At 34.2% G+C, this 18,064-nt stretch carries 18 protein-coding genes and 1 riboswitch; of the genes, 8 read left to right on the top strand and 10 right to left on the bottom strand.

What is annotated here, in order from left to right; all coding sequences use genetic code 11:
- The first annotated feature begins 171 nt into the window (after window positions 1–171).
- The 4 genes from B5X62_RS12490 (at window position 172) to B5X62_RS12475 (ending at window position 4,027) form a co-directional block, all read left to right on the top strand.
- Window positions 172–732: a hypothetical protein gene (locus B5X62_RS12490; protein WP_144038382.1), complete on the top strand. Its 561-nt coding sequence runs from the start codon at window positions 172–174 to the stop codon at window positions 730–732.
- Between the two features lie 15 nt (window positions 733–747).
- A complete protein-coding gene (locus tag B5X62_RS12485; RefSeq protein WP_079667772.1) occupies window positions 748–1,266 on the top strand; it encodes a hypothetical protein in 519 nt (172 codons plus the stop codon).
- 76 nt (window positions 1,267–1,342) lie between these two features.
- Window positions 1,343–1,756 carry a lysozyme inhibitor LprI family protein gene (locus B5X62_RS12480; protein WP_079667771.1) on the top strand — a complete coding sequence of 138 codons (414 nt, stop codon included), beginning with the start codon at window positions 1,343–1,345 and terminating at the stop codon, window positions 1,754–1,756.
- A gap of 75 nt (window positions 1,757–1,831) precedes the next feature.
- Complete coding sequence (locus B5X62_RS12475) at window positions 1,832–4,027, top strand: B12-binding domain-containing radical SAM protein (RefSeq protein WP_079667770.1); 2,196 nt, start codon at window positions 1,832–1,834, stop codon at window positions 4,025–4,027.
- A gap of 2 nt (window positions 4,028–4,029) precedes the next feature.
- Here the strand turns inward: B5X62_RS12475 and B5X62_RS12470 are convergent, their stop codons facing one another.
- Complete coding sequence (locus B5X62_RS12470; RefSeq protein ID WP_079667769.1) at window positions 4,030–4,671, bottom strand: hypothetical protein; 642 nt, start codon at window positions 4,669–4,671, stop codon at window positions 4,030–4,032.
- Window positions 4,672–4,737: 66 nt separating this feature from the next.
- Complete coding sequence (locus B5X62_RS12465) at window positions 4,738–6,534, bottom strand: ABC transporter ATP-binding protein (protein ID WP_079667768.1); 1,797 nt, start codon at window positions 6,532–6,534, stop codon at window positions 4,738–4,740.
- A gap of 193 nt (window positions 6,535–6,727) precedes the next feature.
- Here B5X62_RS12465 and B5X62_RS12460 point away from each other — a divergent pair, with 193 nt between their 5' ends.
- The 3 genes from B5X62_RS12460 to B5X62_RS12450 all read left to right on the top strand — a co-directional run bounded on the left by B5X62_RS12460 (window position 6,728) and on the right by B5X62_RS12450 (window position 10,256).
- Complete coding sequence (locus B5X62_RS12460) at window positions 6,728–7,498, top strand: hypothetical protein (RefSeq protein ID WP_079667767.1); 771 nt, start codon at window positions 6,728–6,730, stop codon at window positions 7,496–7,498.
- Between the two features lie 234 nt (window positions 7,499–7,732).
- Window positions 7,733–8,185 carry a DoxX family protein gene (locus B5X62_RS12455; protein ID WP_144038381.1) on the top strand — a complete coding sequence of 151 codons (453 nt, stop codon included), beginning with the start codon at window positions 7,733–7,735 and terminating at the stop codon, window positions 8,183–8,185.
- A gap of 118 nt (window positions 8,186–8,303) precedes the next feature.
- Complete coding sequence (locus tag B5X62_RS12450; protein WP_079667765.1) at window positions 8,304–10,256, top strand: TonB-dependent receptor plug domain-containing protein; 1,953 nt, start codon at window positions 8,304–8,306, stop codon at window positions 10,254–10,256.
- A 3-nt stretch (window positions 10,257–10,259) separates the two neighbouring features.
- Here B5X62_RS12450 and B5X62_RS12445 read toward each other — a convergent pair whose 3' ends face one another.
- The 8 genes from B5X62_RS12445 to thiS are packed head-to-tail and all read right to left on the bottom strand — an operon-like array spanning window position 10,260 to window position 16,811.
- Entirely contained in the window at window positions 10,260–10,961 is a 702-nt protein-coding gene (locus B5X62_RS12445; RefSeq protein ID WP_079667764.1) for a HesA/MoeB/ThiF family protein, read from the bottom strand.
- A complete protein-coding gene (gene thiH / locus B5X62_RS12440) occupies window positions 10,962–12,071 on the bottom strand; it encodes a 2-iminoacetate synthase ThiH (RefSeq protein WP_394333309.1) in 1,110 nt (369 codons plus the stop codon).
- 9 nt (window positions 12,072–12,080) lie between these two features.
- Complete coding sequence (locus B5X62_RS12435) at window positions 12,081–12,854, bottom strand: thiazole synthase (protein WP_079667762.1); 774 nt, start codon at window positions 12,852–12,854, stop codon at window positions 12,081–12,083.
- Window positions 12,851–13,474, bottom strand: a complete 624-nt coding sequence (locus B5X62_RS12430; RefSeq protein ID WP_079667761.1) for a thiamine phosphate synthase — start codon at window positions 13,472–13,474, stop codon at window positions 12,851–12,853. The genes B5X62_RS12435 and B5X62_RS12430 overlap by 4 nt, the downstream gene beginning before the upstream one ends.
- A complete protein-coding gene (locus B5X62_RS12425; RefSeq protein WP_079667760.1) occupies window positions 13,461–14,207 on the bottom strand; it encodes a hydroxymethylpyrimidine/phosphomethylpyrimidine kinase in 747 nt (248 codons plus the stop codon). Before B5X62_RS12425 ends, B5X62_RS12430 begins: the two co-directional genes overlap by 14 nt.
- The gene (locus tag B5X62_RS12420) at window positions 14,180–14,767 is read right to left on the bottom strand and encodes a thiamine phosphate synthase (RefSeq protein ID WP_159447655.1); all 588 of its coding nucleotides are present in this window, start codon (window positions 14,765–14,767) and stop codon (window positions 14,180–14,182) included. The genes B5X62_RS12425 and B5X62_RS12420 overlap by 28 nt, the downstream gene beginning before the upstream one ends.
- Complete coding sequence (thiC, locus tag B5X62_RS12415; protein WP_079667758.1) at window positions 14,764–16,578, bottom strand: phosphomethylpyrimidine synthase ThiC; 1,815 nt, start codon at window positions 16,576–16,578, stop codon at window positions 14,764–14,766. The genes B5X62_RS12420 and thiC overlap by 4 nt, the downstream gene beginning before the upstream one ends.
- A 26-nt stretch (window positions 16,579–16,604) precedes the next feature.
- Complete coding sequence (gene thiS / locus B5X62_RS12410; protein WP_079667757.1) at window positions 16,605–16,811, bottom strand: sulfur carrier protein ThiS; 207 nt, start codon at window positions 16,809–16,811, stop codon at window positions 16,605–16,607.
- 63 nt (window positions 16,812–16,874) lie between these two features.
- A riboswitch (TPP riboswitch) is annotated at window positions 16,875–16,971 on the bottom strand.
- A 112-nt stretch (window positions 16,972–17,083) separates the two neighbouring features.
- Here thiS and B5X62_RS12405 point away from each other — a divergent pair.
- Entirely contained in the window at window positions 17,084–17,707 is a 624-nt protein-coding gene (locus B5X62_RS12405; protein ID WP_079667756.1) for a hypothetical protein, read from the top strand.
- Window positions 17,708–18,064: the final 357 nt, after the last annotated feature.

Here is an 18,064-nt window from a genome sequence, read left to right as displayed (position 1 = left end):
ATCTATTGAATTTTTTTTAGAAAATATTTCAATGAAAATAAGTTTTGAGGTCATAATTAACTTTCATCAAAAGCCGAATTTTCTTATTTTTAGAAAGACAAAACCACACAAATAATGACAAAATCGAAGTCAAATATTTTACTATTACTATTGACAATATTCATTGCAAATATGGCAATTGCACAAAATCAAGATTCGTTGCGAACTATCGTTTTAAAATCTAAACCCAACAAAATTTTAAAAGAAAGTTTTCTACAAGAATTATACATCCGAAATGCGGTTAATGTCAAGAATGATGAAATTGTTGGAAATATTACTTTTAATTTACATGGCCCAGATTGTGGTGCGCCCGATTGTTTTTCGAATGATGTCAGTTTTAAAATGAAATTAACAAATCCTTTTAAATTTCCAAAAACGCTGAAAATTACCGAGCAAGAAGATGGTTGTATCGAAAAGAAACATCAATATAAAGATACTTTTGTCTTGGTTGAAGAAAGTGAAAATTTTGTTTTGTATCATTCTAATAAGCTGAAGAAGTCATTGATATTGTTTAGAAATTATAAAGATTTTGGTTCGGCGGCATTTTATTTTGCCAATGTTTCTAAAAATCAAATCACAGAAAACAATCTTAAAACTTTGATTGAGAATTATAATGATGATGATTCCAAATCCGTTTATCCTTTTTCGAGTTGGTCGTTAGATACACCTGATTATCAAACGTTTTTATATTAATTTTAAATTCTAAAAATGAAGCTTAGATACATTTCAATTTTCTCTATTGTCGTTTTATTTTCTTGTAAAAAAGAAAAACAAAATTTAACCGAAAGTAAAACTAAAAATGATAGCATTAGGATTCAAAAAGTTGAAGATACTTTAGTAGATATCTTACCAAAACCTATTCCTCCAATTGTTGAACCCGAAGAACTGAATGATGATGAACGTAATACATTTGGAGTTTCACTTTCAAGAAAAGACAGTACGATGTATTTAACATCCAATATCCAACATGATCATCGTATTTTTGGTTATGCAAAACCTAACATAAAATCTGAAAAATTAATTCTATTTTCCGTTTTCACAGACGAAGTTGAAAATAATCCTTCAAAGTGTAGGTTTGGCTCCTATTACGAAATGCCTCATAATAGTAATAAATTTAGTTTAAAATATAAAAATAAAACAAAGGATTTTGTCCATGCAATCTTAACTGATAGTTTAAATAAAAAACATGATGTTTATTTTGAAAAAGAATGGGTTAAGTTTGATTAAATTTGGAATTATCCGAAGAAAAATATGTTTATTAGTCTCGTTGTTACGGGGTAATCTCTAAATCTTAATTACTCAAATGAAAAAATACATCTTCGCCTATGCTACATTCTTTATTTTATTTACATATCAATCCATGAATGCTCAAGAAAATAATATTGAAACTGAATTGGAAAAATGTCTAGAAAAGAATTACTCAACTGCCGGACAACGCGAATGCACATTTAAAGCTCAAGAATCTTATGATAAAGATTTGAACAAATATTATCAATTGACTTTAAAAAGACTTCCAAACGCCCAGGAAATCCAATTTACATCGGCTCAAAAAGCTTGGTTGAAATTTAGAGATGCAGAATTTTCTTTAATAGATGGATATTATTATAACGTGAAGCAAGGAACATTGTACAGCGTTATTGCAGCTGGTGAAAAGCTAAACGTGGTAAAAGTCCGTGCAAAACAGTTACAGGTTTATTACGAAATGCTTGATCAATAGATGATTTCTTGTTGTCTATTTCCTAGAATTTGATTTCCATAAAATCCTCCGTATTTTTGCAGCAAATATTTCACATTGCAAACCGATTTAGTCCTTATTACGCCGCCTTTTACACAATTGAACACGCCTTATCCGGGCACGGTTTATCTAAAAGGTTTCTTGAATACGCTTTCCTACAAAGTGTTTCAGGCGGATTTGGGTTTGGATGTTATTCTGAAATTATTTTCCAAAAAAGGTTTGACCGATTTATTCAATTATATTGAATTTCAAGATGTTGAATTAAGTGAAAACGCACAACGAATGTTGATGCTGAAAGACGATTATATTTCGAGCATTGATGCTGTCATTCGGTTTCTACAAGGAAAAAATTCCACTTTGGCAGATTCTATTGTTCAAGATGGTTATTTGCCCGAAGCGTCGCGTTTTTCACAGTTAGATGATTTGGAATGGGCTTTTGGAGCAATGTCTTTTCAGGACAAAGCCAAACATTTGGCGACTTTGTATTTGGAAGATTTATCAGATTTAATCATTGAAGCCGTGGACGAAAACTTCGGTTTTAGTCGATACGCCGAAAGATTGGGACGTTCCGCCAATTCTTTTGATGAAATGTATGCTGAACTTCAAAAAGAACCGACGTACATTGACCAAATTACACTTTCGGAATTGGAAGATTTAATTCAGAAAACCAATCCAAAAATGGTCGGATTTTCGGTGCCTTTTCCAGGGAATTTGTATTCGGCTTTTCGATGTGCACAATATATCAAGCAAAATTATCCGAACGTAAAAATCAGCATGGGCGGAGGTTTCCCGAATACGGAATTACGTTCGTTGAGCGATATTCGAGTGTTTGAGTTTTTCGATTTTATCCTTTTGGATGATGGCGAAGCTCCGACGGAACAAGTTTTAAAATACGTCAATAACGAAGTTGAAGTTTCGGACTTAAAACGAACTTTTGTTCTTAAAAATGATGAAGTTGTTTACATCAATAATCCAAAAATTCGCGATTATAAATTTTCGGAAGTTGGAACGCCCGATTATTCGGATTTAAAACTCAATCAATACATTTCTGTTATAGAAGTGGTGAATCCGATGCACCGACTTTGGAGCGATGGTCGTTGGAATAAATTGACGATGGCGCACGGTTGCTATTGGGGAAAATGTACCTTTTGTGATATTTCTCTCGATTACATCAAGGTTTACGAACCAATTGCTGCGAAACAAATCGTTGATAGAATGGAAGAATTGATTGAATCCACTCAAAATACAGGTTTTCATTTTGTTGACGAAGCTGCGCCACCAGCTTTGATGCGAGAAGTTGCTTTGGAGATTTTGAAACGTAAATTAAGTGTTACTTGGTGGACGAATATTAGATTTGAAAAGAGTTTCACCTACGATTTATGCCGATTATTGAAAGCTTCTGGTTGCATCGCTGTTTCAGGCGGTTTAGAAGTGGCTTCGGACAGATTATTAAAATTGATTGACAAAGGTGTAACTGTGGATCAAGTGGCGATTGTCAACCGAAATTTCACCGAAGCTGGAATTATGATTCACGCGTATTTGATGTACGGTTTTCCGACACAAACCACGCAAGAGACGATTGATAGCTTGGAAATGGTTCGTCAACTTTTTGAAATCGGAATTTTGCAATCTGGATTTTGGCATCAATTTGCGATGACCGCTCACAGTCCAGTTGGTTTGAACCCTGAAAAATACAACGTCATCAATCACAGCGTAGAAGTTGGAGCTTTTGCGAATAACGATATGATTCACGAAGAAAAATCAGGAATGGATCATCAGCAGTTTTCGTATGGTTTGAAGAAATCTTTGTTCAATTATATGCACGGTGTTGGATTTGATTTATCGCTACAAGAATGGTTTGATTTTAAAGTTCCAAGAACAACGGTTCCGAAATTTTATATCGAAGATGTTCTCAATAACGAAACTTTTTCTGGACATAAACCGAACCAAAAAATCGTTTGGCTTGGCGGAATTCCAAATCTTAAAACTTCAACGAAAATGAAGAAAGGCGTTTCGTACGAAAATACGATGCTTTCGATTCATACCAAAAATGAAGCGGTAGAAATCAGAGTAGAAAAGGAAATTGGAGAATGGTTTATTCAGTTCATTAAAGATTTAAAACAGACCCCGAAAACCATAACCTTCCAACAAATGAAATCTGATTTTGAAGAAAAATTACAAATGGATTTCGATGTTTTTATTTACTCAAAATCTGCTGAAAAATTAAAAGAAGTAGTATTGTTGGTGGTGTAATTTTAGACAACGAAATACATCCAAAGCGATATTATTCCGTTGATTAGGAACAGTAAAACACTTATGTTTCTTGCTATTTTAACCCGCTCTTTCATTGTTTTATTAAACCCGAAACTCGCTACCAACACAAAAAAGAACATTGCAACACTAGTCAATGAAATTGCAATAACACTGAATAAGGGTTCAAACTCAATGCTGTTGGCATTCTTGGAGGCATCGTTTGCGCTGATCTTTATGGTTTGTCCAATTTTATAGGGATGATTACTTGTTAAGTCCAGCTTCTTTTTAGTTTCAATTCCTTTCTCATTTTTAAATTTAACGACAGGAAAATAAAGCAGTATTGGGTATGATCCAGATCCTGTGGTACTTTTTCGGTAAGATTTTTCAATCACATAATCGACAACTACAGCTTCATGTTTTTGTTCAACAACAGCACGAAATCCTTTTTCCCAAATGAATGTATAAGAAAAGAAAATTGAAAATAAGTTTAAACTTCCAACAATTAAAAACGTGAAAAGAAACAGAAATCCTGATTCCCAAATTTTGCCTTTATCACTTTTTGAAGCTATTTTCTTTGTAATTCTAAATGCGAAATAGAAAGAAATTACAACAAGAAAAAGTAGTAAAATTGATGTGGAATTCATTGCTTGGATATAATATTTATCAATTAAAAATAATACTATTCAACGAAATAAGCTCATCAATTTTAGTTAAGATGAGAGCGTTTTTCTTTCCCCAATTTGCTGTCTCCACATCGCGTAATACAAGCCGTTTTCGGCAAGTAAGTTTTCGTGCGAACCCGTTTCAATGACTTTTCCGCGTTCCAAAACATAAATTCTGTCAGCATGCATAATCGTACTCAAACGGTGCGCGATGAGAACGGTAATTTGTTCTTTATTTTTCGAAATATCTTTAATGGTTGTCGTGATTTCCTCTTCTGTAATGCTGTCTAACGCAGAAGTAGCTTCGTCAAAAATCAATAAATGAGGTTTTCTTAACAAAGCTCGTGCAATTGCAATTCTTTGTTTTTCACCGCCGCTTAATTTCAAACCACCTTCGCCAATTACGGTTTCAATTCCTTTTTCGGCACGTTCCAAAAGTGCTGTACAACTTGATTTTTTCAACGCCAATTGCAAATCTTCTTCGGTTGCGTTTGGATTCACGAAGAGTAAATTTTCCTTTATCGTTCCAGAAAATAGCTGCGTATCTTGAGTTACAAAACCAATTTGATTCCGCAATTCATCAAAATCAAAATCTTTTCCGTTGATATTGTTATAGAAAATACTTCCTTCCTGCGGTCTGTACAAACCAACCAAAAGTTTTACCAACGTACTTTTTCCAGAACCACTTGGTCCAACAAAAGCGATGGTTTCTCCATTTTTAACATCGAAAGAAATTCCATTCAACGCTTTGTATTGCGCCGATTGATGTTTGAAAGAAACGTCTTTAAACTCTAATTCTTCGATGCTTCCGATATGTTTTGGATGAAGCGGTTTTTCTTCGGCAGGTTTTTTCATCAATGTATCAAAGTTATTCAAAGATGCTTCCGCTTCACGATATGAAATAATGATGTTTCCAATTTCCTGCATTGGCCCGAAAATAAAAAAACCATAAAACATCAACGACAAATATTGACCTGGCGTAACAATGTTTTTAAAAATTAAAAGCAATAGCGTGAACGTAATCACTTGTTGTAGAAAATTCACCAAAGTCCCTTGTACAAAGCTTAAAGAACGAATGCTTTTTACTTTTTTCAATTCTAAACCTAAGATTTTATAGGTATTATTATTTAAACGATTCACTTCTTGATTCGTTAAACCCAAACTTTTTACGATTTCAATATTTCGGAGACTTTCTGTTGTACTTCCCGCCAAAGCTGTTGTTTCAGAAACGATATTTTTCTGGATTTTTTTAATTCTTTTACTCAATAAATTCGTGACAAACGCAATGAAGAAGATTCCAACGATATAAACCGGCATTATCGACCAATGCAAACGAAGCGCATAAACAGAAACGAAAATAATGCTCACCAAAATCCCAAAAAAGATGTTCACAAAACTGGTGATGAATTTCACCGAATCTTCACGAACTTTGGTTAAAATAGATAAAGTTTCGCCACTTCTTTGGTCTTCAAATTCTTGAAAAGGCAATGCCATCGAGTGTTTTAAACCATCTGTGAAAATTTTTGCGCCGTATTTTTGCGTAATCACATTCACAACATAATCTTGGAATGCTTTTGCAATTCGGCTGACCATCGCGGTTCCAATCAATAAAAGCAAGAAATAAAATACACCGTGGTAAATTCCGTCACCGTATAAATATTGATTTAGATTTCTCGGAAGTGTATTTTCTTTATCGAAAAAATTAGGATGCGTCACCAAATGATCGAGAATATTTCCCGTAATCGCAGGCGAAAACAAAGAAAAAACTTGGTTAATGGTAGCTAAAAGTAAAGACAATACAATCAGCCATTTATAAGGTTTTAAATATTTAAAAAGCGTTTTCATTTTCAAAAATAATGCTGCAAAAGTAGAGATATATTTTTAGCAAAATGCATGTAATTCTTGAAAATCGATAGAATGAAACAATCGTGATTATTTTAAAATATCAAAAAAGTAGTTTAAATCTCTTTTAAAAATTGGCAATATTATTTATCGTTAATATTTTGTTTAAATTTGAACAAACTAATGCGATACGAGAATGTTAGACGTTGTACAGCAACTTACACGAGAAATCCTTGATCATGGAAAGGTGCGAAATTCTGTTTTAGGAAAAACCAATGATTGGAAAAATAGTCATTATGAAAGCCTGTCCGAAATTATTAACGAGGAACTTTTTGAAAAAATAGATATTAATAGCGAGGCTTTTTTCAGTTTGGGCAATACTATTTCTCCCATTACATTAAAACGAATTTTTAAAAATCAGATAAAAGAATCTGCTTATAAAGATGCTCGTTTCTTGAAATCACTTGAGAAGCTTTCCATATTTTTAGGATATGAAGAACTCAACGTTTTTATTGCTCAAAAAGTATCGTCTAAAGAAAATTCTGAAGTAGATGATTTAACTGAGGCAATTTCTCTAATTGAAAAAGCCTGTGCTTCGGAATACAAGCAAATGCTACATCTACCCGATTTAGATTTGGAGGATTTTGATGGTGTTGTTTGTAATTCTTCTCCTTATCTCAAGAGGATCGAAATGTATTTGCAAAAACTTTCGTCGTACGGTAAATTGAAACTTCAAGAAGAATTAAGCAATTTTGAAGTTTATAATTATCAACTTGTCTCAAAAGATGATAATACACTTGTCGTTAAAACCGAAGAAACTTGGAATCTTATTTTTTCTGCTAACGAAAAGTTTTTTCCATACCAAAAAAAGGAAGAACAGGTCTATTTTTTACGCAAAAATGAAGACAATAATTGGCTTATTTGGGATAATTATAATCCTGATATTGACGAAATTTTAAATTCGTAATAGACTTGCTCCGAAGAACAAGCCTATTACATAATTTCCTTCATTTGTGTTCTTGACAGTAAAGATAGTTAAGCTTATTTCGTTGACCTATTCTTAAGTTGATCTTATCTTCGTAAAGTACCATGGTAACGCAATTTGAAAAGAATTTAATATTAAATAACTGAAGTTTTAATTTCTTTTTTAAATGTTGTTATGATATTTGTATGAAATATTATTTATATTTTTAAAATAAAAATGAAGCCTTTCTTTATTTTTATTTCTTCTTTTTTAATTACGTTATTAGGAACTCTTATCGTTTCAAGAGAAATTGATCCCATATTTTCAGGAAGATTGGCCTTGGCTGTCATGTTGATTTTTACTTCAATTGGTCACTTTAAGTACGAAAAAACAATGGCTATGATGCTTCCCCATTTTGTACCGAAAAGGCAACTTATTATTTTGTTGACTGGTCTTATAGAGATTGCTGCTGCAGTCGGAATTTTTATTCCTCAGATTCAAAAGATAACAGGTATTTTACTCATTTTATTTTTTATTCTAATTCTACCTGCTAATATTTTTGCATCGCTCCATAACATTAATTTTGAAACGGGTAATCGTGACGGCAAAGGCATGTCATATCTTTACTTTTTTAGAATTCCATTTCAAATTTTGCTAATAATTTGGACTTTTATTTTTGTAGTTAGATGATTTAATTTACATATTTTTTAAATGTTATTAAATTCAAAACTATTTTAATAATTATTTAAGCTAAAAAATACAAAAGCGGTTTTTCATTTGATATAATTTTGCAATACAAATTTTCTCAATGAAAAAAATAATAGCCTCAGCTGCTATACTTTGTTCCTTAACAGCTTTCGCTCAACAGAAATCTGACACGATAAAAAAGGAAAACGAAATACAAGAAGTAACCATCGTCGCTTCCTCCAGAACTCAACAAAAAATTGAAAATTCTCCGCAAAAAGTTGAAGTTCTTGGCAAGGAAGAAATGACGGAAGAAAGCGGTATAAAACCCGCTGGAATCGGGAGTATTCTTGGTGATATTAGCGGCGTACAAATTCAGCAAAGTTCCGCGGTATCAGGAAATTCAAATATCAGAATTCAAGGTTTGGATGGGCGTTACACACAAATTCTTCGCGACGGAATGCCTTTGTTCGATGGATTTAGCGGCGGTTTGGGCGTTCTAAATATTCCGCCTTTGGATTTGCAACAAGTTGAATTGATAAAAGGTTCGGCTTCCACACTTTATGGCGGCGGTGCAATTGGCGGCTTGGTGAACGTTATTTCGCGTAAACCAACTTCAAAGCAAGAGTTAACTGCGCTTGTGAACTACTCTACTTTGGATGAAAAAAATCTAAATTTATTTGCATCTAAAAAATACAAATGGTTCGGCTACACGTTTTTCGGAGGTTACACGGATCAAAACGAGCAAGATATAAACAAGGACGGATTTTCGGATGTTCCACAGATTCGATCTTTGGTTGTTCATCCAAAATTGTTTTTTTATCCATCTCAAAATTCCAGCATTAGTTTGGGTTGGAGCGGAAGTTTTGACAAAAATTTGGGTGGCGATATGCAAGTTATTAAAAATGGAGAATCAGCTGACCATCAATATTTCGAACAAAATAAATTGCAAAGAAATACTTATGAATTGGTTTATAATCAGAAATTCAATGATGATTCAAAACTTGAATTTAAAAATAGTTTGAGCGATTTCGAAAGAAAATTTTCAAGCAACGATAATTTTTTGAATGCCAATCAAACCAACTATTTCTCGGAGCTTTCTTACGTTAAACCAATGAATAACATGATTTGGGTTTTGGGAAGCGATTTTCAAGGAAGCCGATTTAATCCAGAATCTTTTCAAAATTTTAATATTCCAAAATTTGAAAACAATAGCTTTGGTTTCTTCCTTCAAAACACTTTAAAATTCAATAAAGCAACGGTAGAAACTGGAATTAGAAACGATTTCACCAATCATTACGGAAGTTTCTTTTTGCCAAGTTTGGCGATGATTTATCATTTTGATGATTATTGGGCAGCGCGTGGCGGTGTTGGTTTGGGTTATAAAGTTCCGAATGCATTGGCTCCACAAATGATTGATTATCCTCTTGAAAACCTGATGCCTATTAATATTCAGACGACGAAAGCTGAAAAATCTGTGGGTTATAATTTAGAATTCAATTATAAAAAGAAATTCGAAAACGGAAATTCAATTTTTATTAATCAAGCGTTTTTCCTCACCAACATCAATCATCCTGTGATTGCGACTTTGGACGCAAATCAAAACGTGTATTTTGCGAATCAAGATCAGCCTGTGGTTTCAAAAGGTTTTGACACTTATGTAAAAGGAACCATCGACGATTGGGAGCTTTATTTGGGTTATACCTTTACGATTGCGAAATATAAATTTCAAGAGGGGAATCAATTCATTCCATTAACGCCAAAAAATCGTGCTGCAATGACGGTGGTTAAAGATTTCGACGGTGGTTGGAAATTCGGTGTAGAAGCGTCTTACAACGGAAGTCAGTACCGAATGGATTACAGCAAAACGCCAGATTATCTGTTTGCGGCAGCGATGATTTCAAAAGATTTGGGTGAACATTTTACGGTGGTTTTAAATTGCGAAAATCTGTTCGATTACAGACAAAGTCGCAAAGAAAGTTTATATACTGGAAGTACTTTAAATCCGAGTTTTAATCCACTTTGGGGACCAATTGATGGCCGAGTTTTTAATCTTTCGGTGAAGTGGAAATTGTAGTTTTTAAAAATCAACTTGCGTAAAATTCCAGTTTAAAGTATCAATAATTAAAAGTTGATTGGTTTTTACTGGAAGTTTACAAATAATTTTCAGTGTATTCATCGCCATAAAACTGCCAACAATGCCTGGAAGAGCGCCTAAAACGCCGTTTTTATCACAATCTAAAGCGGTTTCAGGACAATCTGGGAAAATATCTCGCAAGTTTTTACTTCCTTGATAATTAAACACAGCAACTTGACCTTCAAAACCTAAAATACTGCCATAAACCAAGGATTTTTTTAATTGAACACAAGTGTCATTAAGTAAATATCTTGTCGCAAAATTATCGGAAGCATCAACGATGACATCAAATTCTTTTAAAATGGAATTCGCATTTTCCAACGTAATTTTTGATTTAAAACCTATAAATTCCACATTAGAATTGATGTTTTGAACAAAATTTTGTGCGCTATCAACTTTTGATGTTCCAACAGAATTTTCGATGTGAATAATTTGCCGATTTAGGTTATGAATTTCAACTTCATCAAAATCTGCAACGCCAATTTTCCCAACGCCAGCCGCAGCTAAATACTGAATTACAGGACTTCCCAAACCGCCCGCTCCCACCACAAGAACTTTGGCTGACAAAATTTGCTTTTGACCTTCAATGCCAATTTCATCCATGAAAATTTGGCGACTGTAGCGTGTAAATTCTTCGTTTTTCATTTAAGAATAAGCTTTATCCCAATCCTTCATCACAGGATCGTAACCTGCATTTTTAATAATATTCTTAATTTCATCCATGCTGCGTTCATCCGAAGTTTCGAACTGTTCCAAAGAATTTTCATCTACAGAATAACCACCAGGATTGGTTTTAGAAGCCGCACTCATCGTGGTTGCACCCAGTTGTACAATATGATTTCTAAAATTTTCATTTTCGCGAGTCGAGATAGAAATTTCCAAATCTGGATTCCAAATTCTGTAAGCAAAAATCAGTTGTAAAAGATCACGATCCTTCATTTCAAAATTGGGTTCAATGATTCCTTCCGCAGGTCTCAATCTAGGAAAAGATACCGAAAACTTCGATTGCCAATAGGTTTTCTGCAAATAGTCGATGTGTAAAGCATTGAAAAAACTATCGATTCGCCAATCTTCTAAACCAAGCAAAACGCCCAATCCCATTTTATGAAAATCCGCATTACCAACGCGATCTGGCGTATCGAGACGGTAATCAAAATTAGACTTTCGACCTTTCGGATGGTAAGTTTTGTAAACATCTTGATGGTAAGTTTCTTGATACACCAAAACCGAATGAACGCCAGCTTCATGCAAAACTCGATATTCGTGAGTTTCCAAAGGCTGAACCTCAATAGAAATATTCGAAAATAGCGATTTTAAAAGCGAAACTGCATTCAAAAAATACGGAAGTCCAACTATATGTTGCGCTTCGCCGCTTACCAAAAGAACGTGATCAACTCCCATTTTTTTGAGGATTGAAGCTTCTTTCAGCAATTCTTGATCGGTTAAAGTTTTGCGTTTTATTTTATTATCCAAACTAAATCCGCAATACGTACAAATATTTTGACACTCGTTGCTAACGTACAACGGCGCATACATTTGTATGGTTTTCCCGAATCTTTTCTGCGTTAATTGCTGAGATTTTTGAGCCATTTCTTCTAAGAAAAATTTAGCTGAAGGCGACAACAAAACCAAAAAATCTTCAACATTTAATTTCTGTTTATTCAAAACTTGCCGTACATCATTTTCTCTGTATGAATAAACCTTTGCGTTGATTTCATCCCAAGAATATTTCTGAAAAACACCTTTAAAACTCATGATATTTCTTTAATCATCCAACAAAAAAGCAGTTAACGGACTCGATGCTTCGGCTCGATTTTGAATTGCTCCCAAACCACTTTCAAATGCGCGTCGTCCCGCTATTACAGCCTCTTTAAAAGCAATTGCCATTTCTACAGGATTCTTTGCAACAGCAATCGCCGTATTCACCAGAACCGCATCAGCGCCCAATTCCATTGCTTTTGCAGCGTCGGAAGGCGCACCAATTCCTGCATCTACAACCACAGGAACTTTGCTTTGCTCGATAATGATTTCTAAAAAATCGATGGTTCTAAGACCTTTGTTCGTTCCAATCGGCGCTCCTAAAGGCATTACAACCGACGTTCCTGCATTTTCTAACAATTTGCACAACACGGGATCGGCGTGAATGTAAGGCATAACCACGAAACTTAATTTCGCCAATTCTTCCGTAGCTTTCAGCGTTTCGATAGGATCTGGCAACAAATATCTTGGATCTGGATGAATCTCCAGTTTTACGAAGTTGGTTTCTAAAGCTTCACGAGCCAATTCCGCCGCTAAAACCGCTTCCTTTGCGTTTCTTGCGCCCGAAGTATTTGGCAAAAGATTGGCTTTTGTTTTCTTTAATTCTGCTAATAATTCGTCTGTTGGAGAATCGAAATCGACACGTTTCAAAGCCATGGTCACCAACTCAGATTCTGAAGCTTGGACGGCTTCTCGCATTTGACTTAAACTTCCAAATTTTCCTGTTCCTAAGAACAATCTTGACGAAAATTCTGTGTTACCTATTTGTAATTTTTTCATATAAATTCTGTTTGTAATTCTTGGATTAAAGCAGGTTTATCAGTAATTAATTGTGACAAAGCCACACCATAAATCCCGATATTTTGAAGCGGTTGAATATCATTTTTTGTTATTCCGCCAATTGCATAGATCGGTGGGAAATCAATGCTATTTTGTTGAAGTTGATTGATGATTTTTTGATAACCTTCAAAACCTAAAATTGGACTCAATTTTTTCTTTGTTGATGTAAACCGTAATGGTCCAAGTCCGATGTAATCGCAGTTTTCGGAAATTCTTTGTTGAACATCTTCAAAAGTATTTGCTGTTCCGCCAATGATTTTTTCGGAACCTAAAAATTTTCTTGCTTTCAGAACATTCAAATCTTCTAAACCCAAATGAACGCCGTCTGCATCGACTTCTGAAACCAAATCCACATCATCATTAATAATAAAAGTTGCATCAAAATTCTCACAAAGCATTTTTACTTTTTGAGCCAATAATTTTAAATCATTTTTTGAAGCATCTTTCCAACGAAGCTGAATCCATTTTACACCATTTTCTAAAGCATTTTCAATATTATTAAATTGAATTTCCGCAGTGTCGCCCTGAGAAATGTATTGTATTTTTTCAAAATTTCGCATGATGTCCTAATAAGTTTGGTGAACTGTTTAAATAATTTTCCATATAATTTTTTGCTTCTGTACAAGCTTGTTTCATGGTTTTTCCTAAAGCTAAATTTGCAACAATTGCGCTTGATAAAACGCAGCCAGAACCATGTTTTTGAAAGACTTTTTCGGCTTTTGGTTTAATGTCAAAAATTTCATTTTCTGTGAATAAAGTATCCAAACCTTCCTCATTTTTTCGGTGTCCGCCTTTTAACAAAACATTGCAAAGCATTTTTTTATTTTCATTGAGAATATTCATCGATTTTAAATATTCAAACTCTAAAAAATTGGGCGTTATTAAATCCAAATGTGGCAGAATTTCCTTTACATTTTGAATATCGTTTTCATTAAAAAATGTCTTTCCAGAAGAACTTTTCAAAACAGTATCCCAAACAATTATGGGTTTAGAATTGCTCATTTTTAAAACTTCAACAATGCTTTTCAAATATTCTGAGTTGGGAACAATTCCGATTTTTACAGCTTTAATTGGATAAAAATCCAGTAAAGTTTTGATGCTTTTTAAAACGTCTTCAATTGCAATCCAATCCACAGAAAAAACATGATTTTCCGTTTGTAACGTATTCGCCGTCATCACCGCCAAACCTTGAACTTGATGTTGTTCAAAAGTCTTTATATCAGCAAGAGTTCCCGCTCCACCACAAGGATCAAATCCTGCAATGCTTAATACAAATGGCCTTTCTGAATACATTTTTCAAAAATTTTTAAAGGATTTTCATTTTCCCAAATCGAACCTAAAAAAGCAACACCTACTACTCCATTTTCGTAAGCAAAATGTTGATTTTCAGGAGTTATCCCACCCAAACCAATGAGTTTAGTTTTGCAATTTGTTCTTTTCTTTAAATCAGATAAAATTTGAGAATTTTCACCATAACCAATTTTAGAAATACTTGGGAAAATTGGACTGATAAATGCATATTCCCAAAGATTTCCCAATTGATTAAAATCGTCAATTGAATGCGTAGATGTTGAATAAATTAGATTTTCATTAAAAGTAAAATCAGTATTTTTTCTAACATTTTCTTTAATGTGAAAACGACGCAAACCTAACTGAAATGCCGTTTCATAAAGTTGATGAACCACCAGCTTTTCTTTGTATTCATCCTTAATTCCAAAAACATAGCTGATCAAATCCAAGTTTGAAAATGTTGGTTTTCGAATATGAAATAAATCCAAACCTTGATCAAAAAACTGATTAATCAAATTAGTTTCATTTTTTACATTTTCTTCTGGACTGATGATGATTTTCACAGATACAATTCTTTACCGTTATCAATGAATTCTAAAGACTTTTCTTGCATTCCTTGAGCAGCCGATTCACGAATTTCTTGAGTAATTTTCATCGAACAGAATTTCGGACCACACATCGAACAAAAATGCGCCACTTTTGCACCATCTGCGGGTAAAGTTTCATCATGAAATTCCCTTGCTGTATCGGGATCTAACGACAAATTGAACTGATCTTCCCAACGGAATTCGAAGCGCGCTTTACTCAATGCATTATCGCGATATTGCGCTCCTGGATGACCTTTCGCCAAATCTGCAGCATGAGCCGCCAATTTGTAAGTGATAACGCCATCTTTCACATCTTTTTTATTGGGTAAACCCAAATGCTCTTTTGGAGTAACATAACACAGCATTGCACAACCGTACCAACCAATCATCGCCGCACCAATCGCCGACGTAATGTGGTCGTACCCTGGCGCAATATCCGTCGTCAAAGGACCTAAGGTATAAAAAGGTGCTTCGTCGCATTCCTGCAACTGCTTATCCATATTCTCCTTAATCAAATGCATTGGGACGTGGCCTGGACCTTCAATCATCACCTGAACATCGTGCTTCCAAGCAATTTTTGTTAATTCACCAAGCGTTTCGAGTTCGGCGAATTGGGCAGCATCGTTTGCATCAGCGATAGAACCTGGACGCAAACCATCTCCTAACGAAAAAGCCACGTCGTATTGCTTCATAATTTCGCAAATCTCCTCAAAATGAGTGTACAAAAAGTTTTCTTTATGATGAAATAAACACCATTTTGCCATGATAGAACCGCCTCGCGACACAATGCCCGTCACACGTTCCGCCGTCAAATGAATGTATCGCAAAAGAACGCCCGCATGAATCGTAAAGTAAGAAACGCCTTGCTCGGCTTGCTCAATTAAGGTATCACGAAAAATTTCCCATGTTAGATTTTCCGCAACACCTTTTACTTTCTCCAAAGCTTGATAAATAGGAACGGTTCCGATGGGAACGGGAGAATTTCGGATAATCCATTCTCGGGTTTCGTGGATATTCTTTCCTGTGGACAAATCCATAATCGTATCGGCTCCCCAGCGACATGCCCAAACCGCTTTTTCCACTTCTTCTTCAATGCTTGATGTGACAGCGCTGTTCCCAATATTTGCATTAATTTTCACTAAAAAATTTCGACCAATAATCATTGGTTCGCTTTCGGGATGGTTGATATTGTTTGGAATAATGGCTCTTCCAGCAGCAATTTCGTCACGAACAAATTCAGGCGTAATTTTTCCTTTTGGCGTTTTTGCACCGAAACTTTCGCCAACATGTTGATGATTCATTCCAGCAGTTGCAGATTCTAATTGTTCAATTTTTTGATTTTCACGAATAGCAACATATTCCATTTCTGGCGTAATAATGCCTTGCTTCGCATAATGCAATTGAGTAACATTCTTGCCATCTTTCGCTACTTTCGGTAAGTGCGAATAAGCAAAACGCAAGTCGTCTAGATTCTTATTTTGAAGTCGTTGTTTGCCATATTCAGAAGTAATTCCATCCAAAACATCAACATCATTTCTTTCTAAAATCCATTCTTCACGAATGCGCTCTAAACCTTTGCGGATATCAATTATCGAATTTTCGTCTGTGTAAGGTCCAGAAGTGTCATAAACCGTTACTGGTGGGTTAAACTCTTCTCCACCTCTACTCAACTTTGTAGGATGAAGACTGATTTCGCGCATCGCAACTTTAATCGGATGCAAAGTTCCTGGAATGTAAACTTTACGCGAATTGGGAAAAGTTTTTGTTGTAATTTGCTCTTGTTTCATATTTACTTTTTATTGATTAAAAACGTCTAACCGCCTTGTGTAGCGGTAATGAGCAGAATAGAATCTTTGTTTTGTAACATCGTTTGAGACCAGAAACTTTTAGGAACAACTTTTTGATTGACAGCCACCGCCAAACCAGAGGTTTTCCCCTGACAATGCTGCATAACCAATGCTTCCAAACTTAAATTAGAAACTTCAAAAAAAGTAGATTTGTGATTGATGATAAGTTCCATTCCGTTTCATTTTAAAATTAAAATTGACTTTAGGAATGGATACACGAACGCAGATTGCGCCCAAGATGACCATTTACTTTTCCCTACGCTAGTATGATCTAGATCAGGTTGTGAGGGTAAAATCTCAGCCTACTTTTTGTAGACACCCCTAAAGTTCGAAGCTAAGATATAAAAAATTTTTATACTTCCAAATTTTACAATTTTTGAAAACGAGTAAAAAATTTTGGAAGTATTTTTGTATTTAATCAGAAAAATTTAGGAAATATTACGTTATGAAAAATTCAATAATAATTCAAATTTTTAGTGTTTTCATAATTTTGATTTCGTGTCAAGAAAAGAAGGAAAAACAAATTATAGTTGATGAAAAAAGTGGCGACTCAACCGTCATTAATTCATCAATAAAAACAGATTCTGTTACTCCTGAACAAAGAATTTCTGATATTAAAACTTGGTATTCTGACGCTCAAAACAGCATGAAATCAGTCGATAAAAATTGTGGAAAAGCTGAAGAAAAATGGGTTTACAAACTAGATAAAGAATTAAGTATGGACTTTGTAAATAGAGGTTCGGTGTGTAATCTCCCAAATGGAATAAAAGTGTATTCGGGAGAATTTAATGGTTATGAATGGCAACAAAAATTAAGTTATTATTTTAAAAATGATAAATTATTTTTCGTGTATTATGAATCCGCCGCGGAATCTTGCTACGAGGAAAACCGAATTTATTATGATGAAAACCAAAGGCCGATTCAGTTTTTATTTAAAACCAACGACTGCGACGGAAATGAGGCTTCTGAAAATAAAAAGATTGAAGATAAAAAGCAGCAGAATGATTTAACAAAAATCGTTGACAAGCAAATTGTAGAAATCAAAAGAATTCTGGAGCAGAAGAAATAATCGCGACAAAAAGTTCTCGATACGATTTTTACAAAATCTACTCCTTTAGATTTGTAACAAGAAAAGAGATAACTTTAAGAGAAAGAGAAAAGTGTTTAAGTAAACTAATATTTACTCAGAGTTGTGGCTCATACTTCGATTTAGACTTAAACACTTCTTATCATAAACTCAGATAGAAATTCGGGTTTAAAACCCATTATAAAGGAGTTGAGCTCTAGATAAGTTTCTCTTTAAAATCTTAAAACCAAAGTTATGGAAAAAGTTTTTATTGGAGTAGATGTTAGCAAATTAACGTTGGATTTATATGTGAAATCCAACAAAACGGAAAAGCATTATCAAATTAAAAACGATGTTAAA

The organism is Soonwooa buanensis, from assembly GCF_900167905.1.
Lineage (GTDB): Bacteria > Bacteroidota > Bacteroidia > Flavobacteriales > Weeksellaceae > Soonwooa > Soonwooa buanensis.
This window is presented reverse-complemented; position numbering and strand designations above follow the sequence as displayed.